The 17,117-nt window shown below is 65.3% G+C and carries 21 protein-coding genes and 1 other RNA gene; 14 read left to right on the forward strand and 8 right to left on the reverse strand.

Going from position 1 to position 17,117, the window contains the following annotated elements:
- Window positions 1-98 precede the first annotated feature (98 nt).
- The 5 genes from AC5P9C_RS17180 to AC5P9C_RS17200 all read left to right on the forward strand — a co-directional run bounded on the left by AC5P9C_RS17180 (window position 99) and on the right by AC5P9C_RS17200 (window position 3,586).
- Complete coding sequence (locus AC5P9C_RS17180; protein ID WP_495205226.1) at window positions 99-569, forward strand: hypothetical protein; 471 nt, start codon at window positions 99-101, stop codon at window positions 567-569.
- A 219-nt stretch (window positions 570-788) separates the two neighbouring features.
- Entirely contained in the window at window positions 789-1,118 is a 330-nt protein-coding gene (locus tag AC5P9C_RS17185) for a hypothetical protein (RefSeq protein WP_231109344.1), read from the forward strand.
- Window positions 1,119-1,545: 427 nt separating this feature from the next.
- Window positions 1,546-1,764, forward strand: coding sequence for a hypothetical protein (locus tag AC5P9C_RS17190; RefSeq protein WP_478405829.1), 219 nt, complete (start codon window positions 1,546-1,548; stop codon window positions 1,762-1,764).
- Window positions 1,765-2,354: 590 nt separating this feature from the next.
- Window positions 2,355-2,654 carry a hypothetical protein gene (locus tag AC5P9C_RS17195; RefSeq protein WP_103282859.1) on the forward strand — a complete coding sequence of 100 codons (300 nt, stop codon included), beginning with the start codon at window positions 2,355-2,357 and terminating at the stop codon, window positions 2,652-2,654.
- A 482-nt stretch (window positions 2,655-3,136) separates the two neighbouring features.
- Window positions 3,137-3,586, forward strand: a complete 450-nt coding sequence (locus AC5P9C_RS17200) for a BLUF domain-containing protein (protein ID WP_495205227.1) — start codon at window positions 3,137-3,139, stop codon at window positions 3,584-3,586.
- On the opposite strand, the gene AC5P9C_RS17205 is transcribed toward AC5P9C_RS17200, so the two are convergent.
- A complete protein-coding gene (locus AC5P9C_RS17205; protein WP_312559303.1) occupies window positions 3,583-3,858 on the reverse strand; it encodes a hypothetical protein in 276 nt (91 codons plus the stop codon). The two genes, AC5P9C_RS17200 and AC5P9C_RS17205, sit on opposite strands and share 4 nt — an antisense overlap.
- 514 nt (window positions 3,859-4,372) lie before the next feature.
- Between AC5P9C_RS17205 and AC5P9C_RS17210 the strand changes: the two genes are divergently transcribed.
- A complete protein-coding gene (locus AC5P9C_RS17210; RefSeq protein WP_312559301.1) occupies window positions 4,373-4,987 on the forward strand; it encodes a hypothetical protein in 615 nt (204 codons plus the stop codon).
- A 536-nt stretch (window positions 4,988-5,523) separates the two neighbouring features.
- Window positions 5,524-6,024: a hypothetical protein gene (locus AC5P9C_RS17215; RefSeq protein ID WP_495205228.1), complete on the forward strand. Its 501-nt coding sequence runs from the start codon at window positions 5,524-5,526 to the stop codon at window positions 6,022-6,024.
- Window positions 6,025-6,027: 3 nt separating this feature from the next.
- Here AC5P9C_RS17215 and AC5P9C_RS17220 read toward each other — a convergent pair whose 3' ends face one another.
- Both AC5P9C_RS17220 and ssrA read right to left on the reverse strand, forming a co-directional pair.
- Window positions 6,028-7,233 (reverse strand): tyrosine-type recombinase/integrase, encoded by a 1,206-nt coding sequence (locus AC5P9C_RS17220; RefSeq protein ID WP_495205229.1) that lies wholly within the window; start codon window positions 7,231-7,233, stop codon window positions 6,028-6,030.
- 165 nt (window positions 7,234-7,398) lie between these two features.
- Window positions 7,399-7,752: a transfer-messenger RNA gene (gene ssrA, locus AC5P9C_RS17225) on the reverse strand.
- Window positions 7,753-7,971: 219 nt separating this feature from the next.
- Here ssrA and AC5P9C_RS17230 point away from each other — a divergent pair.
- On the forward strand, window positions 7,972-8,544 hold the full coding sequence (locus AC5P9C_RS17230) for a hypothetical protein (RefSeq protein ID WP_343543792.1): 573 nt from the start codon (window positions 7,972-7,974) through the stop codon (window positions 8,542-8,544).
- Window positions 8,545-8,572: 28 nt separating this feature from the next.
- Here AC5P9C_RS17230 and AC5P9C_RS17235 read toward each other — a convergent pair whose 3' ends face one another.
- Window positions 8,573-9,004 (reverse strand): GNAT family N-acetyltransferase, encoded by a 432-nt coding sequence (locus AC5P9C_RS17235; RefSeq protein WP_154330422.1) that lies wholly within the window; start codon window positions 9,002-9,004, stop codon window positions 8,573-8,575.
- Window positions 9,001-9,504, reverse strand: coding sequence for an SsrA-binding protein SmpB (gene smpB / locus AC5P9C_RS17240; RefSeq protein ID WP_049470305.1), 504 nt, complete (start codon window positions 9,502-9,504; stop codon window positions 9,001-9,003). The genes AC5P9C_RS17235 and smpB overlap by 4 nt, the downstream gene beginning before the upstream one ends.
- A gap of 57 nt (window positions 9,505-9,561) precedes the next feature.
- Here smpB and AC5P9C_RS17245 point away from each other — a divergent pair, with 57 nt between their 5' ends.
- A complete protein-coding gene (locus AC5P9C_RS17245; RefSeq protein WP_053463290.1) occupies window positions 9,562-9,987 on the forward strand; it encodes a type II toxin-antitoxin system RatA family toxin in 426 nt (141 codons plus the stop codon).
- A 3-nt stretch (window positions 9,988-9,990) separates the two neighbouring features.
- On the forward strand, window positions 9,991-10,248 hold the full coding sequence (locus AC5P9C_RS17250; protein ID WP_343543790.1) for an RnfH family protein: 258 nt from the start codon (window positions 9,991-9,993) through the stop codon (window positions 10,246-10,248).
- Window positions 10,249-10,283: 35 nt separating this feature from the next.
- Here AC5P9C_RS17250 and AC5P9C_RS17255 read toward each other — a convergent pair whose 3' ends face one another.
- Window positions 10,284-10,676, reverse strand: a complete 393-nt coding sequence (locus AC5P9C_RS17255; RefSeq protein WP_049470299.1) for an outer membrane protein assembly factor BamE — start codon at window positions 10,674-10,676, stop codon at window positions 10,284-10,286.
- Window positions 10,677-10,779: 103 nt separating this feature from the next.
- Between AC5P9C_RS17255 and fur the strand changes: the two genes are divergently transcribed.
- Window positions 10,780-11,196: a ferric iron uptake transcriptional regulator gene (gene fur, locus AC5P9C_RS17260; RefSeq protein ID WP_014646807.1), complete on the forward strand. Its 417-nt coding sequence runs from the start codon at window positions 10,780-10,782 to the stop codon at window positions 11,194-11,196.
- 63 nt (window positions 11,197-11,259) lie between these two features.
- Here the strand turns inward: fur and AC5P9C_RS17265 are convergent, their stop codons facing one another.
- Window positions 11,260-12,540: a GDSL-type esterase/lipase family protein gene (locus AC5P9C_RS17265; RefSeq protein ID WP_343542278.1), complete on the reverse strand. Its 1,281-nt coding sequence runs from the start codon at window positions 12,538-12,540 to the stop codon at window positions 11,260-11,262.
- A 97-nt stretch (window positions 12,541-12,637) separates the two neighbouring features.
- Here AC5P9C_RS17265 and AC5P9C_RS17270 point away from each other — a divergent pair, with 97 nt between their 5' ends.
- Entirely contained in the window at window positions 12,638-13,555 is a 918-nt protein-coding gene (locus AC5P9C_RS17270) for a LysR family transcriptional regulator (RefSeq protein WP_064238229.1), read from the forward strand.
- A 110-nt stretch (window positions 13,556-13,665) separates the two neighbouring features.
- Here AC5P9C_RS17270 and recN read toward each other — a convergent pair whose 3' ends face one another.
- A complete protein-coding gene (recN, locus tag AC5P9C_RS17275; protein WP_343542280.1) occupies window positions 13,666-15,327 on the reverse strand; it encodes a DNA repair protein RecN in 1,662 nt (553 codons plus the stop codon).
- A gap of 116 nt (window positions 15,328-15,443) precedes the next feature.
- On the opposite strand from recN, the gene hrcA reads away from it, so the two are divergent.
- Together hrcA and grpE are read left to right on the forward strand one after the other, a co-directional pair.
- Window positions 15,444-16,508, forward strand: a complete 1,065-nt coding sequence (gene hrcA, locus AC5P9C_RS17280) for a heat-inducible transcriptional repressor HrcA (protein WP_103282845.1) — start codon at window positions 15,444-15,446, stop codon at window positions 16,506-16,508.
- A gap of 63 nt (window positions 16,509-16,571) precedes the next feature.
- Window positions 16,572-17,087 (forward strand): nucleotide exchange factor GrpE, encoded by a 516-nt coding sequence (gene grpE / locus AC5P9C_RS17285; protein ID WP_019661244.1) that lies wholly within the window; start codon window positions 16,572-16,574, stop codon window positions 17,085-17,087.
- The last annotated feature ends 30 nt before the right edge of the window (window positions 17,088-17,117 follow it).

The following is a 17,117-nucleotide window of genomic DNA, read 5'->3' on the forward strand; positions in this document are numbered from 1 at the left end:
CAGAACATTGGAACGTACGGCTTTGAAATGCAGTGGTCTAACACGTCCGGTCGTTATGGCGGCTGGTTCCACTGGGTGGCAGACGCGGAGATTTAATCATGTACCAACTCACTGAAGACCCCGATGTGATTCGCTGCGTCGTGACCGGCGCGTTCATTCCGCGCGGTCACTACCTGTGGCCGACCGAATGGCTGGAGCAGAACACGCCGCTGCCGGCGTCATCGCCCGGCCTGGGCTTCGAGCTGCACACGCCCGCGCACTACCGCTACACCCGTGATCAGGCATTCGCCTGGATGCGCGCCGAGGCGGTAGAGCGCGGCTACGACAGCATCGAGTCGTGCGCCAGCTACTACAACAGCAGCGTGGCCCGATATCGCGAGGAGGCGCGGGCGATGGTCGCCTGGCGCGATGCTGTGAACCAGGCGCTGGAGCAGCTGGTGCTGGCGCCGCTGGATGGCATCGAGACCTGGGAGCAGGTGCGCGCACTGTTGCCGCGGCCAGAGACGTTCGCCTGGCCAGACAAGGCGGAGCTGCCGCTGGATGGACTGGCACCGCAGCCCGTGACTTGATCCTCACGCGGCGGCAACGGCGCTTGCGGCGAGATGTCAGCCATGTGCTATTCCGCCCAGATCACCCCCGCCTCCCTTAGGACGGCCATGGCCATCGTTGAATAGACCGGCTATCGAGACACGGGGGCGGGTTTGGCGTAAGGAGGTGGGCTTTGCCAGATGATGGATCCGAGTATCGTGGAGGATACTCAAACCGACTGTGAGCAAGAGGATCAACCGTTGAGCGCTTCCATGCTTCCGAGAATTGTCGGTTTCGATGTGCCGCAGCTACATGAGCGCGTCGATTCCTCTACTGATGAGGCCATCATTGCGTTGTTGGATCTTGCGCCAGGAGCCCGCTGGACTGAACTCTTCGTGAGGAAGTGCGAGGCGCTGGCGTCTCAGCTCTCCTTGGCAGAAGTTCGGGTTGAAGGCTCCAGGATCTATTTTTACGGGTCAATCAGCGACTCAAGAGCGCTCGCCGATGCGGTCATGTCCATCGTTCACGTGCTGAATGATCAACTCATGCGAGAAGGGAACGACGCAGCCTCGCGGGAAGAAAACTCCTAGGAGCAAGAGAGGCGCGACCAGCATTGACCTGCAATATCCGCTGCGCCAGGGTGACCACGAAGACTGGATCGGGCCGCAAGTCTGCCCTCGAGGTCGTCCAACCATTCTGCGCGGGTTCCATGCGGATCCCTGACGTAGATGTCACATGCGATCCGGATGACCGGGTCAACCTCATGGCGAAAGCTAACAGCAGGTAGGGCACCAGAGTTGAATACCAAACTCCAGTGGGTGAGCTCGCGTTCGACGTCAACGAAATCCTTGTTCCTCATGCGTTCCATGTTCTGCTCCTATCGGGACTGCACTGTACACCCTTCAGAACATCGGCCTGTTCATGACACTTGTTCATACTTGCGCCAATCCGGCACGGCTGCGTAACGCTCTGGCGAGCACTGTGGGTTGGCAGCAGATGGCTGCATCGGAGTAAGACATGAACAATTCTCCCCAGAACCAAAACGACCGCCCCAACTCGGATGGCGAGAAGAAGCAGCCAGGCCAGCAGGGTCAGGTGGACGGGAACGAGCTTGGCGGTGAAGATCTCGCCGGAAAGCAAGGCCAGCAACAGCAGCAGCCGGGAAGCAAGGAGCGTGAACAGTCGACCCACGGTCAGGACCAAAAGAGCAGTGCTGGTCGCGATAGCCGCCGTTGACGTCTAAGGAGTGGCCGCGCCCAGCGCGGCTCCTTCTGTATCAATAGGAACGTTGATATGTCGTCCCATGCTCAAGCTGTGAACTTGATGACCAAGATCATGTATCAATCGCGCCCGGCGAGCACGACGACGATGGCTCAGTGCCGAACCTGTCACGGAGAGAGTCCTGGAGGGATGGAGTGCGCGCGGTGTTTGACTGAAAAGCTGGGAAGGGTGATCGCCAATCGAGGCGCTGCTCTTTGCTGGCTTGAGTCGTTCCTGAAAGTTCAGCGAGACGAAGCACACGTGTTCATATGTGCAAAGAGAGTTGATGCGTCAGCCTTGTAGCAGTCGCATTCCGGCCTGACATTGCGCAAGCGTATGCTCATTACATCTAGGAGCAACGCTATGAATTTCCCGATATGCATCTACGATCGAACGGGTACTGGGCTCCGGCTTCCTTCCGAGTGGTGGATTGATCTGCAGTCAGATCTCCCCGCTCTAGTGAACGGTAGTGAGCGCATAGATTTGCCACGTTCCTCGAAAGATGAGCGCCCTCGCCTGGATCCTCAAGTTCTCAATGATCTATCCAGACGAATCCGGGGCTCGCAATGGCTAGATTAGATCCAGCTCAACCGCCAGGCGTGCGTTGGCTTTTCTTCCGACTTCGCAGTGGGCAGTCGATCAGCCCGGCTAGGCTAATGTCTGTCTGGCGCGAAGCTACGGAATCAACCGAGTGCGCAGTCCGCCGCGAAATCATTGACGGCGCTGGCTACGTATATGCTCTCTATGCACCCAATGGACTGCGCTCCCCCCGTCGTGTGGAGCTGCGCATGAGAGCACTTCTGGAAGAAGCCGGGTATGCCTTCACGATGGGGAGTTTGGCTGGGAGGCACCCAGCCGACGGCTGAGGTGCGACGCTGATTATGTCACCCGATTTGGCCAAGAAGATTGGCCCTGACAGCATGTGTTGCCGGGTCGTCGAGCCTTAGGACGTGGTCGAATTCGACCAAGCGCGCGTTACTGACCGCTTGACGCTTCCCGCATCCTGCGCATGCGAGCAGGGTGCCTCCTGGCATGGTCTCCAAGCCAGGTGTTTTGGAATGCGTGATGTGTCGGCAGTGGTTGCAGCGGATGCTGATTGTGTTCACGCGTTCGATATTGCCTTCGTCGCGGCGCACCACATGTATATCCAGAACATAGAAAAGACCAGTGTCGGGCATTGCTTAGTACCGAGAACGTTCGTGCATGGTGCATGTCGCTGGGCCTGCATCATGTGACGAAGTTCCGAATTCAGCAACATGCGAACCTGACGCGTTCAGGGCTCGTCCGCCACCTCGCGCTGACATGAATCCGTTGCTAGTAAGCTGGTCCCTCGTCAAGGAGGTGTGCCATGCCCATCAGGGCTGTCGTATACGTGAGCAGCGCTGGCGACGAGATCGCCGGCGACAGGCTGGGCCTGTCCAACGGAAAGCTGGATCAAGTTGTGGACGACGCGGCCCGGTTCAACCGTAATGCTGGGGTTACGGGGGTGCTCCTCTTCGATGGCGAACGGTTCCTCCAGTATCTGGAGGAACCGGAAGACGGGCTTTCGGTGTCCTATTCCCGAGTGCTGGGCGCCAGCAGCCACAACGGTGTTGTCGAGCTGCAGAGGGGCAGGGTGGGACAGCGCCGACTGCCGTTCTGGCCCATGAAGTGGCTTCCCGTGGAGCCGGAAGAGTTGCGGCGATTGGCCCACGCGGACTGGACCCGGTTCAATCAGCGCGGCAACGCGGACGACACGAACGCAACGGCGATGGATCTACTGACAGCGTTCGTGACGCCATTCGCCGTGGCAGCTTAGGAAGGCATGCTCTCGGCGCCTATCTGCTCAGTAAGAACCGTCAGAGATTGTTGGAAGGCGGCAGCGAAGAGCTCGCCGCCGTCATCTTTGTGCCTCTCAGCGATGCTGGGCAGCAGCTGGAGCCACGCTAGGTTCAACCGCTCGGGCTCTGGATGGGTGAGTACAGAAATCCGCAGCGCGTATTCCATTGCTTTCAGATAGCCACGGTGGACTTCAATCGCAACTTCACAGGAGTGGAGGCGGTCCAGAAGTTCAGAGACGGCATCGTTCATTTCGGGTCCTCGGTATCGAGTGGATGGTCGGGCGTTGGGTCGAAGAGCGCCAGTAGTCGTTCACGACGGCATTGCTCAAGCCAGTGATGCCAGATCTCTATTTCATCCATCAATCCTGTGGATCCGCAAGCTGGGCACTTCAGGGTCGTGCCCCTGACGTCCGTATGGAATCCAGCATCGTGGCCCAGTGATGACCTAAGCCCACAGTTCTTGCAGGTTGAGCGCACCTGCTCCAGGCGGATGATTGCGCCATTTGGCGCAAGCAGGGGCAGTATCGAGTGGATCCTGAAGGCATTGGGAGGATGCATAGCCGTGCCGCTGAGGGGCTGGACACGGGGGCAAGGGATATTGCACCGGAGAAGAGCCGTGAGACAGCAGTGTCTACTACATGATGTGAGCCTCGCATCACACCAAGCTCAAGTGGACGCTCGCGCTTACTTCCCTGAGCCTCGTGGCTGGTGGACTCGAAGCGCTCAAGCTGCGATATTTCGCAGAACTTCCGGTTGCTTTCTAAATGAGCATCCTCAACGTTCTGCTCACTCGCGAACACCTAGTCGTCGCTGTAGACACGCTGGCAGAGGATGCCAGGACAGGGGCGCATTCCGCGGGGGCGAAGCTGCTGCTGATCCCTCAGCACAACCTGGTACTGGCCACTCGGGGTTCCACCCAGTTCTTTCTTCGCATATACGAGCTGGCACTGCAGGCCAGCTTCCGTGCGGACTTCACGATGGAGCAGTTGTCCGCCGAGCTGGGGTTGGTGGTGGATCAGCTATGGCCGAACTACGAGAAGGCGGCAGCGGAGGCCGGGCTGCCGCTCGACCAGCTCGGGACCGAGTTGGTGCTGGGCGGCTGGTCGCCCAAGAACGGCCGGATGATGGCCACGGGGTATGCCAAGAGCGACAGTCAGCGCCCGTGTACGGTCCAGGCGATCGACGGGCAGCTGGCGTCCCCCGGGGAGCCGCTCCAGGCTTTGACGCCGAGCATGGCTCAGGCCGATCTCATGGCCCATGCGCGTCTGCAGGCTAGTTACCTCAATGAGCAGATGGGCCGGCAGGTGGCGGGAGGCCGGCTGTTAGCCGGCTTCCTGCAGGCGGGGCAGGCCGTGATCAAAGATCTAGGTGAGCTTTAGATCTTCGGGCGTTAGCCCGGCCAAGGCGAGGATCCTGTCCTGCCTCATCTGCTCGGCCCAGAGAATCCACGCTTGGTCTACGGTCAAAATCCCTGTCACCTGGCATGCCGGACACGTGAGCTCTACCCCTCCTTCCACCTCGGCAAGGCCATATCCTCGGGACATACGTGACTCGTCGCCGCATGAACCGCACTTGGCGTGCAGAGTTTCGACTTGCTCGATCGTTCCGTTGACGCGCAGCAGCGGGCGGATCCGAAGGACCCGGAAAGCTGTTAGGGGTGTCATGTGTCGTGCCTGTAGGGGGCTAGACACGGGGGCGAAGGATTTCGCGCCTGAGAGGAGCCAGATGGGTCAACCATACAGCATGAATCGTTAAGAACTTCGTGCTGGACAAATTCTCTACGACGGATGCTTGGCCGGCAAGCAGCTCAACCCGGAGCGGATCAACTGCGCCACGCCAGTGGCCATCCCAAACGATTCAGACATGTGCCCGGCGCTTCGCAGGATCTGCGACGGCCAGCCGTATCCTTCCGGCCATGCAGTACTCCCACGGCTTCCGCACCGCCCCGATCCCCTCTGGCTGGATCCAGACCGGTGAACGCTGGGCGCTTTGGTACAACGGCCGCGAGACGGCCAGCGTCACGCCCGATGGCGGTCCCGGCGTCCGGCTGTGGATGGAAGGCCAGAAGATGTGGCAGGTGAAGGAAGTGCGCGCGGCCAACGTCCGGCAGGCCAAGCGGTACGCCGAGCGCTGGTGTGCGGCCAGGCTCTATCCCGATCTGCCCCTGCGCCAGGCGGTTGCCCGGCTGACCGACAGCACCGCGATCCAGCCTGAGCCGCCGCTGCCCGGCCTGCCGCCGACCCGTGAGCAGCAGCAACAGGCTCGGCGCCTGGCCGAGGCCGGGGCTGTGGAACTGGCACGAATTAAGGAGGCGCTGGAGCCGCGCCCGCCGCTGAAGGAGACCAAGCCCAGGGCGAAGGATCCGATGAAGGCTAGGGTGAGGGCAGGGCTGCAGCAGATGCGGCGCGGCGTGTAGGCGTCATCCGGCCCGCAGCTTCACCACGTTGCCATCGCGCAGGCCATCGAGGTAATCCGCCCAGACCTGCATCATCCGCACGCGTTCCTGCAGGTGCGATGTGCGGTTGTAGGCCCGGCCGTTGGGATCCTTCACTGCGTGCGCAAGCTGGTGCTCGATGATGTCCGGGCGGAAGTGCAGGACCTCGTCCAGAATCGTGCGAGCCGTCGCGCGGAAGCCGTGGCCGGTCATCATCGTGCGGTCGTAACCCATGTTGCGCAGCGCTGCGGTAACGGCGTTTTCCGACATCGGGCGTTTGGCGTCGCGGGCGCCAGAGAACACCCACTTGTGCCGGCCGGTGATCGGCTTGATGTCCTCCAAGATCTGCAGCGCCTGCCTGGACAGCGGCACCAGGTGTGCAGCACGCATCTTCATCTTGCTGGCGGGGATGGTCCACACGGCCGCGCCGAGGTCGAATTCCTCCCATTCCGCATGCCGCAGTTCGCCAGGACGCAGGAACACCAGCGGCGCCAGCCGCAGCGCCGAGCGGGTAATGGCGGATCCGCTGTATGCCTCGATGGAGCGCAGCAGGCCACCCAGCTGCACGGGGTCGGTAATCGCCGCATGGTGGGCCTCCTTCGGTGGCGCGAGCGCCCCCTTCAGGTCAGCAACGGGATTTCGCTCGGCGCGGCCGGTGGCCACGGCGTACCGCATGATCTGGCCGCAGTTCTGCATGATCCGGTGCGCGGATTCGATCGCGCCGCGGTCCTCGATGCGGCGGGCCACCCGGAGGAAGTCGGGCGCGGTGAGGTCAGCTACAGAGCGCGCCCCGATCCAGGGGAGGACATCGTTCTTCATCCACGCTTGAACCTTCTCCGCATAGCTGGGCACCCAGGGGCGCGTGGCCAGCCACTCATTGGCGATGGTCTCGAAGCTGTCCGAGCCGAGGGCGGAGTGGGCGAGAGCAGCAGCCTTCTTCTGCGCGCCCGGGTCGACGCCTCGGGCCAGCAGCCGGCGGGCTTCGTCGCGGGCCTCGCGGGCGCGAGCCAAGGAGACATCCGGGTACAGGCCGATCGACAGCAGCTTCTCCTTGCCGGCGATGCGGTACTTCCAGCGCCAGCTGCGTGCGCCGGTAGGGGTGAGGTAGAGGTACAGGCCGCCACCGTCGGTGATCTTCCGCGGCTTGTCGCTGGGCTTGGCGCGCCTGATGGCTGCGTCGGTCAGGGGCATTGGGGGTATCGCTTCAGTGGGTGCGGTCGGATACCCCTTGATATACCCCCACCGTCTCATGGATTGAAACGGATTGCCCCGGTCTGCTGCGGACAATAAAAAAGCCCGAAAACCCTTGTGATGCGGGGGTTTCCGGGCTTCTCCGGTCCTTGACGAACCGTTCGTTGGTGGAGGTGGGCGGAATTGAACCGCCGTCCGAAGGCACTCCATCCCCAGCACTACATGCTTAGCTCACCGTTGGATCTCGTCCCCGAACAGCACGGTGCGCAAAGCGCATCCGGGAACCAGCCTGTTGTGTTCTAGTGCCGGACTGACAGGCAGCCGTCCAGCGCGATTCCATGATAGTGACTCTACACCGCGAGCATGGACACAAGCGGTTTCGAGGCTTAGGCCTTAAGCGGCCAGAGCGTAGTTGTCGTCGTTGGCAACTAGAGTTTTGCAGCTGGATTTACGAGGAAAGCTACCCCCTCGGCATGCGCCAGGCGACTTCACAACCCCCGTCGAAACCAATGCACCCCCGGTTTCTTCAAGTTCTGCAAGGTACAAGGCCTGTTCGTGTCGCCACGGCCAGTGCCTGCCCAACGCTGCCAATGCTACGCCAAAACAGCTGAACAGTCACCGTGGCAATCCACAACATGTTGTAGAGCCAGCGGCATAGCGGATTGGTAACGTCATTGGCACGAATTTGCGACACACTGGCGGCGACCATCCGGGCCAGGACAGACACGGAGACTGTGGGTGACCGATGCAAGCCAACAACGCAGCCTGCGGCAACTGATCGGGCCGGTCGGTGCCGACTACCAGCGGCGCGCGCTGCCGCCCGGCTGGGTCTGGGCGGTGCTGGCCGTGTTGCTTGCGGCCACCGGGCTGACCGAACTGCCGGCCACCGCGGCCGCGGCACTGGTTGCCAGCGCGGTGGTGGTGCACTGGTCGCAGCGCGGTCGCATCCATTGGCTGGGCTGGCGCCTGCCGGGCCTGGCGATGTTGGCGGCCCTGCTGTGGGGGCCGGAAGTGCTGTCGCAGTGGTTCGAGCACGGGCTGGCCGTGGCCCTGATGTCGCTGGCCAGCCTCAGCATCGGCGTGCATGTGTGGCAGTCGCGGCAGATGGCGCGGCAACTCCAGGGCGCGGCCGATTCGCTGGATGACGCCCAGTTGCTGGCCCTGCTGCCGGCCGACGCGGCCCAGCTGGCGCAGCGGTGGCGCGCCGGCGATGACCGGCATGCGCCGGAACTGGCGGTGGTGATGCATCTGGCCGTGATGCACGCCGCGCTGGCACCGCGCATGCGAGGGCAGGGCGTGCTGGCGGGGTGACCGGCAGGCAACTCCAGCGCCGACACGACTACGACCCCGACAACGTCTTGCGCAGGTAGATCCGCTCGTGACCGGGTGGGCAATCGGGCAGCCGCCCATAGACGGTGTAGCCCTGCCGCAGGTAGAAAGATTCGGCCTGCCAGTCGAAGGTATCCAGCATCACGTTGCGGGCGCCAAGCTGGCGCGCGGCGGCTTCCGCTTCCGCAAGCAGGCGCTGGCCGATGCCTTGCCCGCGCAGTTCCGGATCCACCCACAGCACATGCACCTGCAGCCAGCCGGCACAGACGTCGGCCAGCACACCACCGCGCAGCGCGCCGTACTCGTCATGCCAGGCCAGGCGGACTGGGGTCTCATCGAGTGAATCGCCGCCGTGGGCCTGGTTGAAGGCCAGCAGGCGCGCGCACAACGTGCGCGTTTCATCGGCGCTGGCAGTCACCAGGGCGCCGATGGGGGCGGTCATGCGTCGCGGTTGCCGCGACGCATCACGCGCTGCTTCTCGATCGCCCAGTCGCGGTCCTTGGCGGCATCGCGCTTGTCGTGGGTCTGCTTGCCCTTGGCCAGCGCGATCTCGAGCTTGATCTTGTTCTTGCTCCAGTACATCGCGGTGGGCACGATCGTGTAGCCATCGCGCTCGACCTTGCCGACCAGCTTGTCGATCTCGCTACGGTGCAGCAGCAGCTTGCGCTCGCGGCGATCTTCGGCCACCACGTGGGTCGAGGCCTGGATCAACGGGGTGATCTGTGCGCCGATCAGGTAGATCTCGCCGCGCTTCACGTAGGCGTAGGCGTCGATGATGTTGCCGCGGCCAGCGCGGATCGACTTCACCTCCCAGCCCTGCAGGGCCAGGCCGGCCTCGAACCGTTCTTCGATGTGGTATTCGTGGCGGGCACGCTTGTTCAACGCGATGGTTTTGTTGGCCGTCGCGCTCTTTGCTTTATCCTTGCCGCTGTTCTTGCTCATTTCCGTATTGTCTCCGATTCGGGCCCGCCCGGTCGATTGCCGAAACGTCCTGTATTCATGCCAACTATCCGCCGCAGCGCCCTGGTCGAACATTCGGCCGCGCGCATGTTCGACCTGGTCAACGATGTCCAGGCCTATCCGAGCCGTTTCCGCTGGTGCTCGGCTGCCCAGATCCTGGAGCAGGGCGAGGACCGCCTGGTGGCGCGCCTTGACCTGGGCCTGGGTTCGTTCAGCACCTGGTTCCAGACGGAAAACACGCTGCGGCGCCCGTACAGCATCGATATGCAGCTGCGCGATGGCCCGTTCAAGCAGCTGCACGGCCGTTGGGAGTTCCATGCGCTGGCCGAGGACGCCTGCAAGGTCACTCTCACCCTGGAGTTCGAACCCAGCTCGCGCCTGCTTGGTCCTGCGTTGGCGCTGGGCTTCCAGAGCCTGGCCGACCGCATGGTCAACGACTTCATCCGCGTCGCCGACGAGGCCTGAGCGATGATCGAGGTCGAGGTGGTACTGGCCTGGCCACAGCGGGTGCTGTCGCGCCGACTGAACCTGGAGGAGGGGGCCACCGTGGCCGACGCCATTGCTGCTGCGGCGCTGGAAGGCAGTGCCGATTGTCCGGCCGCCGCCGTGCACGGCGTCCTGGCGCGTCCGCAGCAGGTGCTGCTGGATGGCGACCGCATCGAACTGCTGCGCCCGCTGCTGGCCGATCCAAAGGACAACCGCCGGCGTCGCGCGCTCGGCGGTTGATCCCGGCAACCCGTCGTTGCGGACGGGCAGGGGGCTCAGCGGCCCTTCTTCTTCTTGTCCTTCGGCAGGTTGCGGCCGAACTGGCGCACGGTCTGCTGGGCCAGGGCCTTGTCGTTGCCCGGGAAGTAGTCGCCTTCCCAGCGGGTCACGGTGTCATTCTCGAAGAAGACCACGAAGTTCTTCACTTCGGTGCGGCCCAGGCGGTTCACGCGCTGGCTGGACGTGTAGTCCCAGCGTTGGGCGTGGAACGGGTCGGGAATGGACGGGGTGCCCAGCAGCGCGCTGACCTGCTGCTTGCTCTGCCCGACCTGCAGCTTGGCCACGGCATCTTCCCGGATCAGGTTGCCCTGATAGATGGGTTGCTTGTAGATGATGCCGCACCCGGTGGTGGACAGGGCGACGGCGGCGACCAACAGGAGATTGCGCATCGGGACTGGCGGTTGGGGAAATCAAACCGATGATACACTCCCGGCGTGCCACCGCGACCCAATCCGAGGCAGCTGGCGCTAAATCGCCAATGAACGGAGACCTATGGAAACCCACGACCTGCGTAAAGTCGGCCTGAAGGTGACCCATCCGCGGATGCGGATCCTGGCGCTGCTCGAACAGCGCAATGCCCAGCACCACCAGCACCACATGACCGCCGAGGACATCTACCGCCAGCTGCTCGAGCATGGCGACGAGATCGGCCTGGCGACGGTCTACCGGGTGCTGACCCAATTCGAGGCCGCCGGCCTCGTGCTCAAGCACAATTTCGAGGGCGGCCAGGCCGTTTACGAGCTGGACCGTGGTGGCCACCACGACCATATGGTCGACGTGGACAGCGGCAAGATCATCGAATTCGAAAGCCATGAGATCGAGGAGCTGCAGCGCAAGATCGCGGCCGATCACGGCTATGAGCTGGAAGAACACTCGCTGGTGCTGTACGTGCGCAAGAAGCGCAAGTAAGCCGTTCCGGCCAGCCGCTAGCGACGAAACCCCGGGCCTGCCCGGGGTTTTTCGTTGATGGGGTCAGAGCCCTTTCCCTTCAGGAGAGGGGGTCGACCCCGGGCGCTCCGCGGGGGCGGACCCCTTGCAACCCAGCAGGATCTCCAGGTCCACCGCCTCGGCCATCGCCCGGTTGCCGGCATCCCCCGGGTGGAGGTGGTCGCCGGAGTCGTAGGGGGCGGCCATCCGCGACGGGTCGGCCGGGTCGCGCAGCGCCGCGTCCAGGTCGATCACCGCGTCGAACGGGCTGTCCGAGCGCAGCCAGGCGTTGAGCTGCTGGCGCAGGGCATCCTTGTCCGGATGGTAGTAATCGTCCAGTGGCGTGCCGGGCAGGGCGCCGGTAAACGGCGGCAACGTGGCGCCGACGATACGCACGCCCCGGTGGCGCGCACGTTCGGCCAGGGTGCGATAGCCCGCCTGCAGTTCGGCCAGCGTCGGTCGGGCCTGGCCCCGGGCGAACGCGGTGCCGGGCCAGCTGATGTCGTTGATGCCGATCAGCACGATGACGCTGGCTACCCCGGGTTGATCCAGTGCATCGCGCTGGAAGCGGGCCAGGGCGGACTCACCCATGCCGTCGCTCAGCAGCCGATTGCCGGAAATGCCCGCATTGACCACCGCCACCCCGCGCGGGGCCAGCCGCGCGGCCAGGTGGTCGGTCCAGCGCTGGTCCTGGTCGAGGCTGGCCGTGGCGCCATCGGTGATCGAGTCGCCGATCACCACCACGCTGCGCGCGCTGGCGTTGGCCTCGACCTCGATACCGGCCAGGAGCAGGCGCGCGGTGGTGCTGCTGGCAGCGCGCAGCATCTGGGCCCGGCTCTGGTCGCCAGCGGCGATCCAGCTGGTCTGGCGACCGTCCCAATGGAACGTCTGGACCGCTGCCGGCCCCGGCACGAAGACACTGACCTGCAGTGCCTGGCGGTCGTCGGTGGCAAGCGCGAGCGGGTCGCTCAGCCGCTCCTGGCCGGGGCCGATCAGCACGCCGGGTTGGCCATCGAAGCTGAGTGGCCGAGGGGCGCCGTCCATGCGTGCGGAGACGCTGGCGGCGCCGATCCGCAGCGGCTGCGTACCGTAGGCATTGCTCAGGCGCACCCGCAACCGTGCACCGCCCAGGCTGATGCGCGCGGTCTGGCGGAACGTCTGGTCGTGCAGCGTGGTCGGGACCAGCGTCGGGAACAGGAAATCCGCGCGCCAGACCGGTTGCGGGCTGGCCTGCCAGCTGGCGACCCAGTGCGCAGTGGGCGAGGCGCCGGCCGCGCCGGACAGGGCGAGCAGGACGGTGGCAGTGAGCTGGCGCAAACGGGTCATCGGTCGGTCCGGAGGAAAGGGACGGCCATGGTGATTCCGGGTTCACCTGTGAACTAGACTGCGCATGGACAATCATCTGTGAACTGGATTCATCGCCATGGCGCGACCCGACATCAACCGATCCGGCGAACTGGAAGTGTTCGTGCGGGTGATCGAGACCGGTGGCTTTTCTGCCGCCGCCCGCAGCCTGGACATGACGCCCTCGGCGGTAAGCAAGCTGGTGGCACGGCTGGAGCAGCGGCTCGGCACGCGCCTGCTGCAGCGCTCCACCCGCCAGCTGCAGCTGACCCCGGAAGGCTGCGCGTTCTACGAGCGTGGCCTGCGCGTGCTGGCTGACCTCGAGGAAGCCGAGCGCTGCGCCAGCGCCCATGCCGAGCCGCGCGGGCGGCTGCGGGTCAACTCCAACGTGCCGTTCGGCCAGCATTTCCTGTTGCCGCTGCTGCCGGCGTTCCTGGCGCGCAACCCGCAGGTGGGGGTGGACCTGACTCTCAATGATGAAGTGATCGACCTGCTGGAGCAGCGCACCGACGTGGCGGTAAGGGCCGGTCCGCTGAAAAGCTCCAGCCTGGTCGCGCGTCGGCTGGGCGCGACGCGGATGATGATCGTGGCCGCGCCGGCGTACCTGCAGCGGCATGGGATGCCGCGCAACGCCGAGGAACTGCAGTCCCACAACCGGCTGGACATCGGTCATGCGCGCGCGATGCAGGGCTGGCCGCTGCTGCAGGACGGGCGCGAGCGGATGGTGCTGCCCAGTGGCAATGCCCGTGCCAGCAACGGCGACGCGCTGCGCCAGCTGGTGCTGGGCGGGCTGGGCATGGCCCGCCTGGCCGCGTTCCAGGTGCAGGACGACATCGCCGCCGGGCGCCTGCTGCCGGTGCTGGAAGAGGCCAATCCGGGTGACCTGGAAGAGGTGCACGCGGTGTTCCTGGGGCAGGGGGGCTACCTGCCGCTGCGGGTGCGCGCCTTCCTCGATTTTCTGGTGGAAAACGTCGACCTGACACAGCCACGGGGGTAATGCCGGCCGCTGGCCGGCAACCTCCCGATCTTCGTCCCCGTGTGTTGGGTTGCCGGCCAGCGGCCGGCACTACCGTCCGGAAGCCGGGCCCACGCGCTGCTCTGCCGGCCTCAGGCCTGCAGCAGCTTGCGTGCGGCGGCGCGCGCTTCCTTGCTCACTTCCACGCCACCCAGCATGCGCGCCAGTTCTTCCTCGCGGGCCTTGCTGTCCAGCTTTTCCACTGCGCTCTGGGTCATGCCTTCCACCGGCGCCTTGCTGACCCGGTAATGGGCGTGGCCCTTGGAGGCGACCTGTGGCAGGTGGGTCACGCACAGGACCTGGCGCTTCTCGCCAAGGGCGCGCAGCTTCTGGCCGACGATGTCCGCCACCGCGCCACCGATGCCGGAGTCCACTTCGTCGAACACCATCGTCGGCACCGCGTCCAGGTCGAGCGCGGCCACTTCGATGGCCAGCGAGATGCGCGACAGTTCGCCACCGGAGGCCACCTTGCGCAGGGCTCGGGGCGGCTGGCCGGCGTTGGCCGCCACCAGGAATTCCACGCGCTCGGCGCCCTGCGGATCGGGTTTGCCGGCATCCTGCGGCTCCAGTTCGATCAGGAACTGGCCGCCGCCCATGCCCAGTTCGGCGATGATGCCGGTGGTGGTGGCCGACAGCTCGGCGGCGGCACTGCGGCGGCTGGCCGTCAGCCGTTCGGCCTGCGTGCGCCAGGCAGCGGCGGCCTTGTCGATCTCGCCGGCCAGGCGCTGCAGGCGCTCGTCGGCGCCGCGCAGCTGCTCCACTTCGGCATGCATGCGCTCGCGCTGCGCGCCCAGCTCGTCCATCGGCACGCGGTGCTTGCGGGCCAGGTCGTGCAGGCGGCCAAGGCGGCGCTCGTTCTCCTCGAACTGCTCCGGGTCGGCGTCGAGATCGTCATGCACGCGGTCCAGCAGCGACAGGGCCTCGTGCAACTGGATCGAGGCGTTCTCGATCAGGCCGTCCACCTCGCCCAGCCGCGGGTCGTGTTCGATCAGGCGCGACAGCTCGTGGCGCACCTGCTGCAGCAGGTCCAGGGCGGAACTGCCGTCATCGCCGTTGAGCTGGTTGCTGGCGGCCTGGCAGGCGCTCAGCAGGGCGCTGGCATGCGCCTGGCGGCGGTGGCTGGCGCCCAGCGCGGCAATCGATTCCGGTTCCAGGTCCTCGCGGTCGAGTTCGCGCAGCTGGTGCTCGAGGAAGCCGATCCGGTCACTGACGTCGCCCTGTTGTGACAGCGCCAGCGATTCATCGACCAGTGCCTGCCAGGCGGCGGCGGCGCGGCGCACCTGGCGGCGTTCTTCCTCGTTGCCGGCGTAGGCGTCGAGCAGGGCCAGCTGCGACGGGCGTGCCAGCAGGGCCTGCTGTTCATGCTGGCCGTGGATCTCCACCAGCCGCGAGGCCAGGTCGGCCAGCTGTGCCAGGGTCACCGGGCGGCCGTTGATCCAGGCCCGCGAGCCACCGTCTGCGCGGATCACGCGGCGCAGCTGGCATTGGTCCTCGTCGTCCAGCTCGTTGTCGGCCAGCCACTGGCGCGCGGCCTGCAGCTGGTCCAGCACGAACTCGGCCGACAGCTCGGCGCGTGCGGCGCCGTGGCGGACCACGCCGCTGTCGGCGCGCAGGCCGGACAGGAAGCCCAGCGCGTCGACCATCAGCGACTTGCCGGCGCCGGTCTCGCCTGAAACCACGGTCATGCCTGGCCCGAACTCCAGTTCGGTGGCGCGGACGACGGCAAAATCCTTGATCGAAAGATGTCTGAGCATGGGTAAGGGGGGTATCAGCAGCCGCGCAACGCTAGCACGCGGGCGCGGGAGGTCCAATGACTTGCCAAGGTGATGCGCCGCCATTATCTAGTGTCCGTGTCTCACAGGTTGATTCCATGCACGGTTCTCCCGACCAGCTTGCCCCGCGTGCGCGCCATCTGCTGCGCACGCTGATCGCGCGTTACATCAAGGACGGTGAGCCGGTCGGCTCGCAGACGCTGGCGCGCGTGGCCGGCCTGGAGGTCAGCCCGGCGACCATCCGCAACATCCTCGGCGACCTGGAAGACCTGGGCCTGCTGGCTTCGCCGCACACGTCGGCCGGGCGCGTCCCGACCGCGCATGGCTACCGGGTGTTCGTCGACAGCCTGCTGCAGATGCAGCCGCCGGGCGAGGGCGAACTGGCCCGCCTGCGCCAGGAACTGGCCGGTGGCGGCAGTACCCAGGCCCTGCTCGGCAGCGCTTCGGAACTGTTGTCGGCGATGAGCCACTTCGTCGGCGTGGTCAGCGCGCCGCGGCGGGAGCAGTTCGCCTTCCGCCAGATCGATTTTGTGCCGCTGGACGGACGGCGGGTGCTGGCGATCCTGGTGTTCGCCGACAACGAGGTGCAGAACCGGGTCATCGAGACCCGCCAGGAGTTTGCGCCGGGCCAGCTGGAACAGGTCGCCAACTACCTCAATGCGCATTTCGCCGGCCTGCCGATGGCCGAGATCCGCACCCGCCTGCTGCTGGAGCTGCACGACGCCCGTTCCGAACTGGAGCAGCTGCTGGCGCACAGCATCGAACTGGCCGAGCAGGCCCTGCAGCCGGCGGCTGACGACATGCTGGTGGCCGGGCAGACCCGGCTGATGGGGGTGCAGGACCTGTCCGACCTGGAACGCCTGCGTGAACTGTTCGAGCTGTTCTCCAGCAAGCGCGAGATCCTGCAGTTGCTGGAACGGACCATCCAGGCTCCGGGCGTGCGCATCTTCATCGGCGAGGAGACCGGGATGATGCCGCTCCAAGGCGTCTCGCTGGTGACCGCCCCCTATACCGCCAACGGCCAGGTGCTGGGCGTGCTGGGGGTGATCGGTCCCAAGCGGATGGCCTACGACCGCGTGATCCCGCTGGTCCAGGCCACGGCCGATGTGCTCGGCGCGGCCTTTTCACCGGCCGGGCGCACGCCGGGAACATCCGACGCTTGAAACGCAGCATCCCGCCCACACTAGGGTGGTTGGAGGCGGAGTTTGACCGCCAGGGACCCAGACATGAACCACGAACAGCCAGATATCGAATCCCAGCAGAGTGCCGCCGATGCGGCCGCCACCGCCGGCGTCAACGACGAAGTCGAGCGCCTGCGCGCCGAAATCGAACAGGTCAAGGCCGATGCCCTGCGTGAGCGCGCCGACCTGGAGAACCAGCGCAAGCGCGTTGCCCGTGACATCGAACAGGCCCGCAAGTTCGCCAACGAGAAGCTGCTGGGCGATCTGCTCCCCGTGTTCGACAGCCTGGATGCCGGCCTGAAGGCCGCCGGCGACGACCCGCACCCGCTGCGCGAAGGCCTGGAGCTGACCTACAAGCAGCTGCTCAAGGTCGCTGCCGACAACGGCCTGGTCCTGCTGGACCCGATCGGCCAGCCGTTCAACCCGGAACACCACCAGGCGATCAGCCAGGCCCCGACCCCGGGTGCCGCCCCGGGCAGCGTGGTGACCGTGTTCCAGAAGGGCTACCTGCTCAACGAGCGCCTGCTGCGGCCGGCGCTGGTGGTGGTGGCCGCTGAGTGATCCCGCGGGGCCGGGCGGCGGACAGACACC

Source organism: Stenotrophomonas sp. YJH_SMC_10, from assembly GCF_059371555.1.

Bases quoted from the DNA above. Each gene is read 5' to 3' on its own strand.
- hrcA (WP_103282845.1), top strand. From the start codon at position 15,444: ATGCACGGTTCTCCCGACCAGCTTGCCCCGCGTGCGCGCCATCTGCTG.
- AC5P9C_RS17245 (WP_053463290.1), top strand. From the start codon at position 9,562: ATGCCAACTATCCGCCGCAGCGCCCTGGTCGAACATTCGGCCGCGCGC.
- AC5P9C_RS17215 (WP_495205228.1), top strand. From the start codon at position 5,524: ATGCAGTACTCCCACGGCTTCCGCACCGCCCCGATCCCCTCTGGCTGG.
- recN (WP_343542280.1), bottom strand. From the start codon at position 15,327: ATGCTCAGACATCTTTCGATCAAGGATTTTGCCGTCGTCCGCGCCACC.
- AC5P9C_RS17195 (WP_103282859.1), top strand. From the start codon at position 2,355: ATGGCTAGATTAGATCCAGCTCAACCGCCAGGCGTGCGTTGGCTTTTC.
- AC5P9C_RS17270 (WP_064238229.1), top strand. From the start codon at position 12,638: ATGGCGCGACCCGACATCAACCGATCCGGCGAACTGGAAGTGTTCGTG.
- AC5P9C_RS17255 (WP_049470299.1), bottom strand. From the start codon at position 10,676: ATGCGCAATCTCCTGTTGGTCGCCGCCGTCGCCCTGTCCACCACCGGG.
- AC5P9C_RS17200 (WP_495205227.1), top strand. From the start codon at position 3,137: ATGCCCATCAGGGCTGTCGTATACGTGAGCAGCGCTGGCGACGAGATC.
- AC5P9C_RS17235 (WP_154330422.1), bottom strand. From the start codon at position 9,004: ATGACCGCCCCCATCGGCGCCCTGGTGACTGCCAGCGCCGATGAAACG.
- AC5P9C_RS17265 (WP_343542278.1), bottom strand. From the start codon at position 12,540: ATGACCCGTTTGCGCCAGCTCACTGCCACCGTCCTGCTCGCCCTGTCC.
- fur (WP_014646807.1), top strand. From the start codon at position 10,780: ATGGAAACCCACGACCTGCGTAAAGTCGGCCTGAAGGTGACCCATCCG.
- smpB (WP_049470305.1), bottom strand. From the start codon at position 9,504: ATGAGCAAGAACAGCGGCAAGGATAAAGCAAAGAGCGCGACGGCCAAC.
- AC5P9C_RS17220 (WP_495205229.1), bottom strand. From the start codon at position 7,233: ATGCCCCTGACCGACGCAGCCATCAGGCGCGCCAAGCCCAGCGACAAG.
- AC5P9C_RS17205 (WP_312559303.1), bottom strand. From the start codon at position 3,858: ATGAACGATGCCGTCTCTGAACTTCTGGACCGCCTCCACTCCTGTGAA.
- grpE (WP_019661244.1), top strand. From the start codon at position 16,572: ATGAACCACGAACAGCCAGATATCGAATCCCAGCAGAGTGCCGCCGAT.
- AC5P9C_RS17250 (WP_343543790.1), top strand. From the start codon at position 9,991: ATGATCGAGGTCGAGGTGGTACTGGCCTGGCCACAGCGGGTGCTGTCG.
- AC5P9C_RS17190 (WP_478405829.1), top strand. From the start codon at position 1,546: ATGAACAATTCTCCCCAGAACCAAAACGACCGCCCCAACTCGGATGGC.
- AC5P9C_RS17180 (WP_495205226.1), top strand. From the start codon at position 99: ATGTACCAACTCACTGAAGACCCCGATGTGATTCGCTGCGTCGTGACC.
- AC5P9C_RS17210 (WP_312559301.1), top strand. From the start codon at position 4,373: ATGAGCATCCTCAACGTTCTGCTCACTCGCGAACACCTAGTCGTCGCT.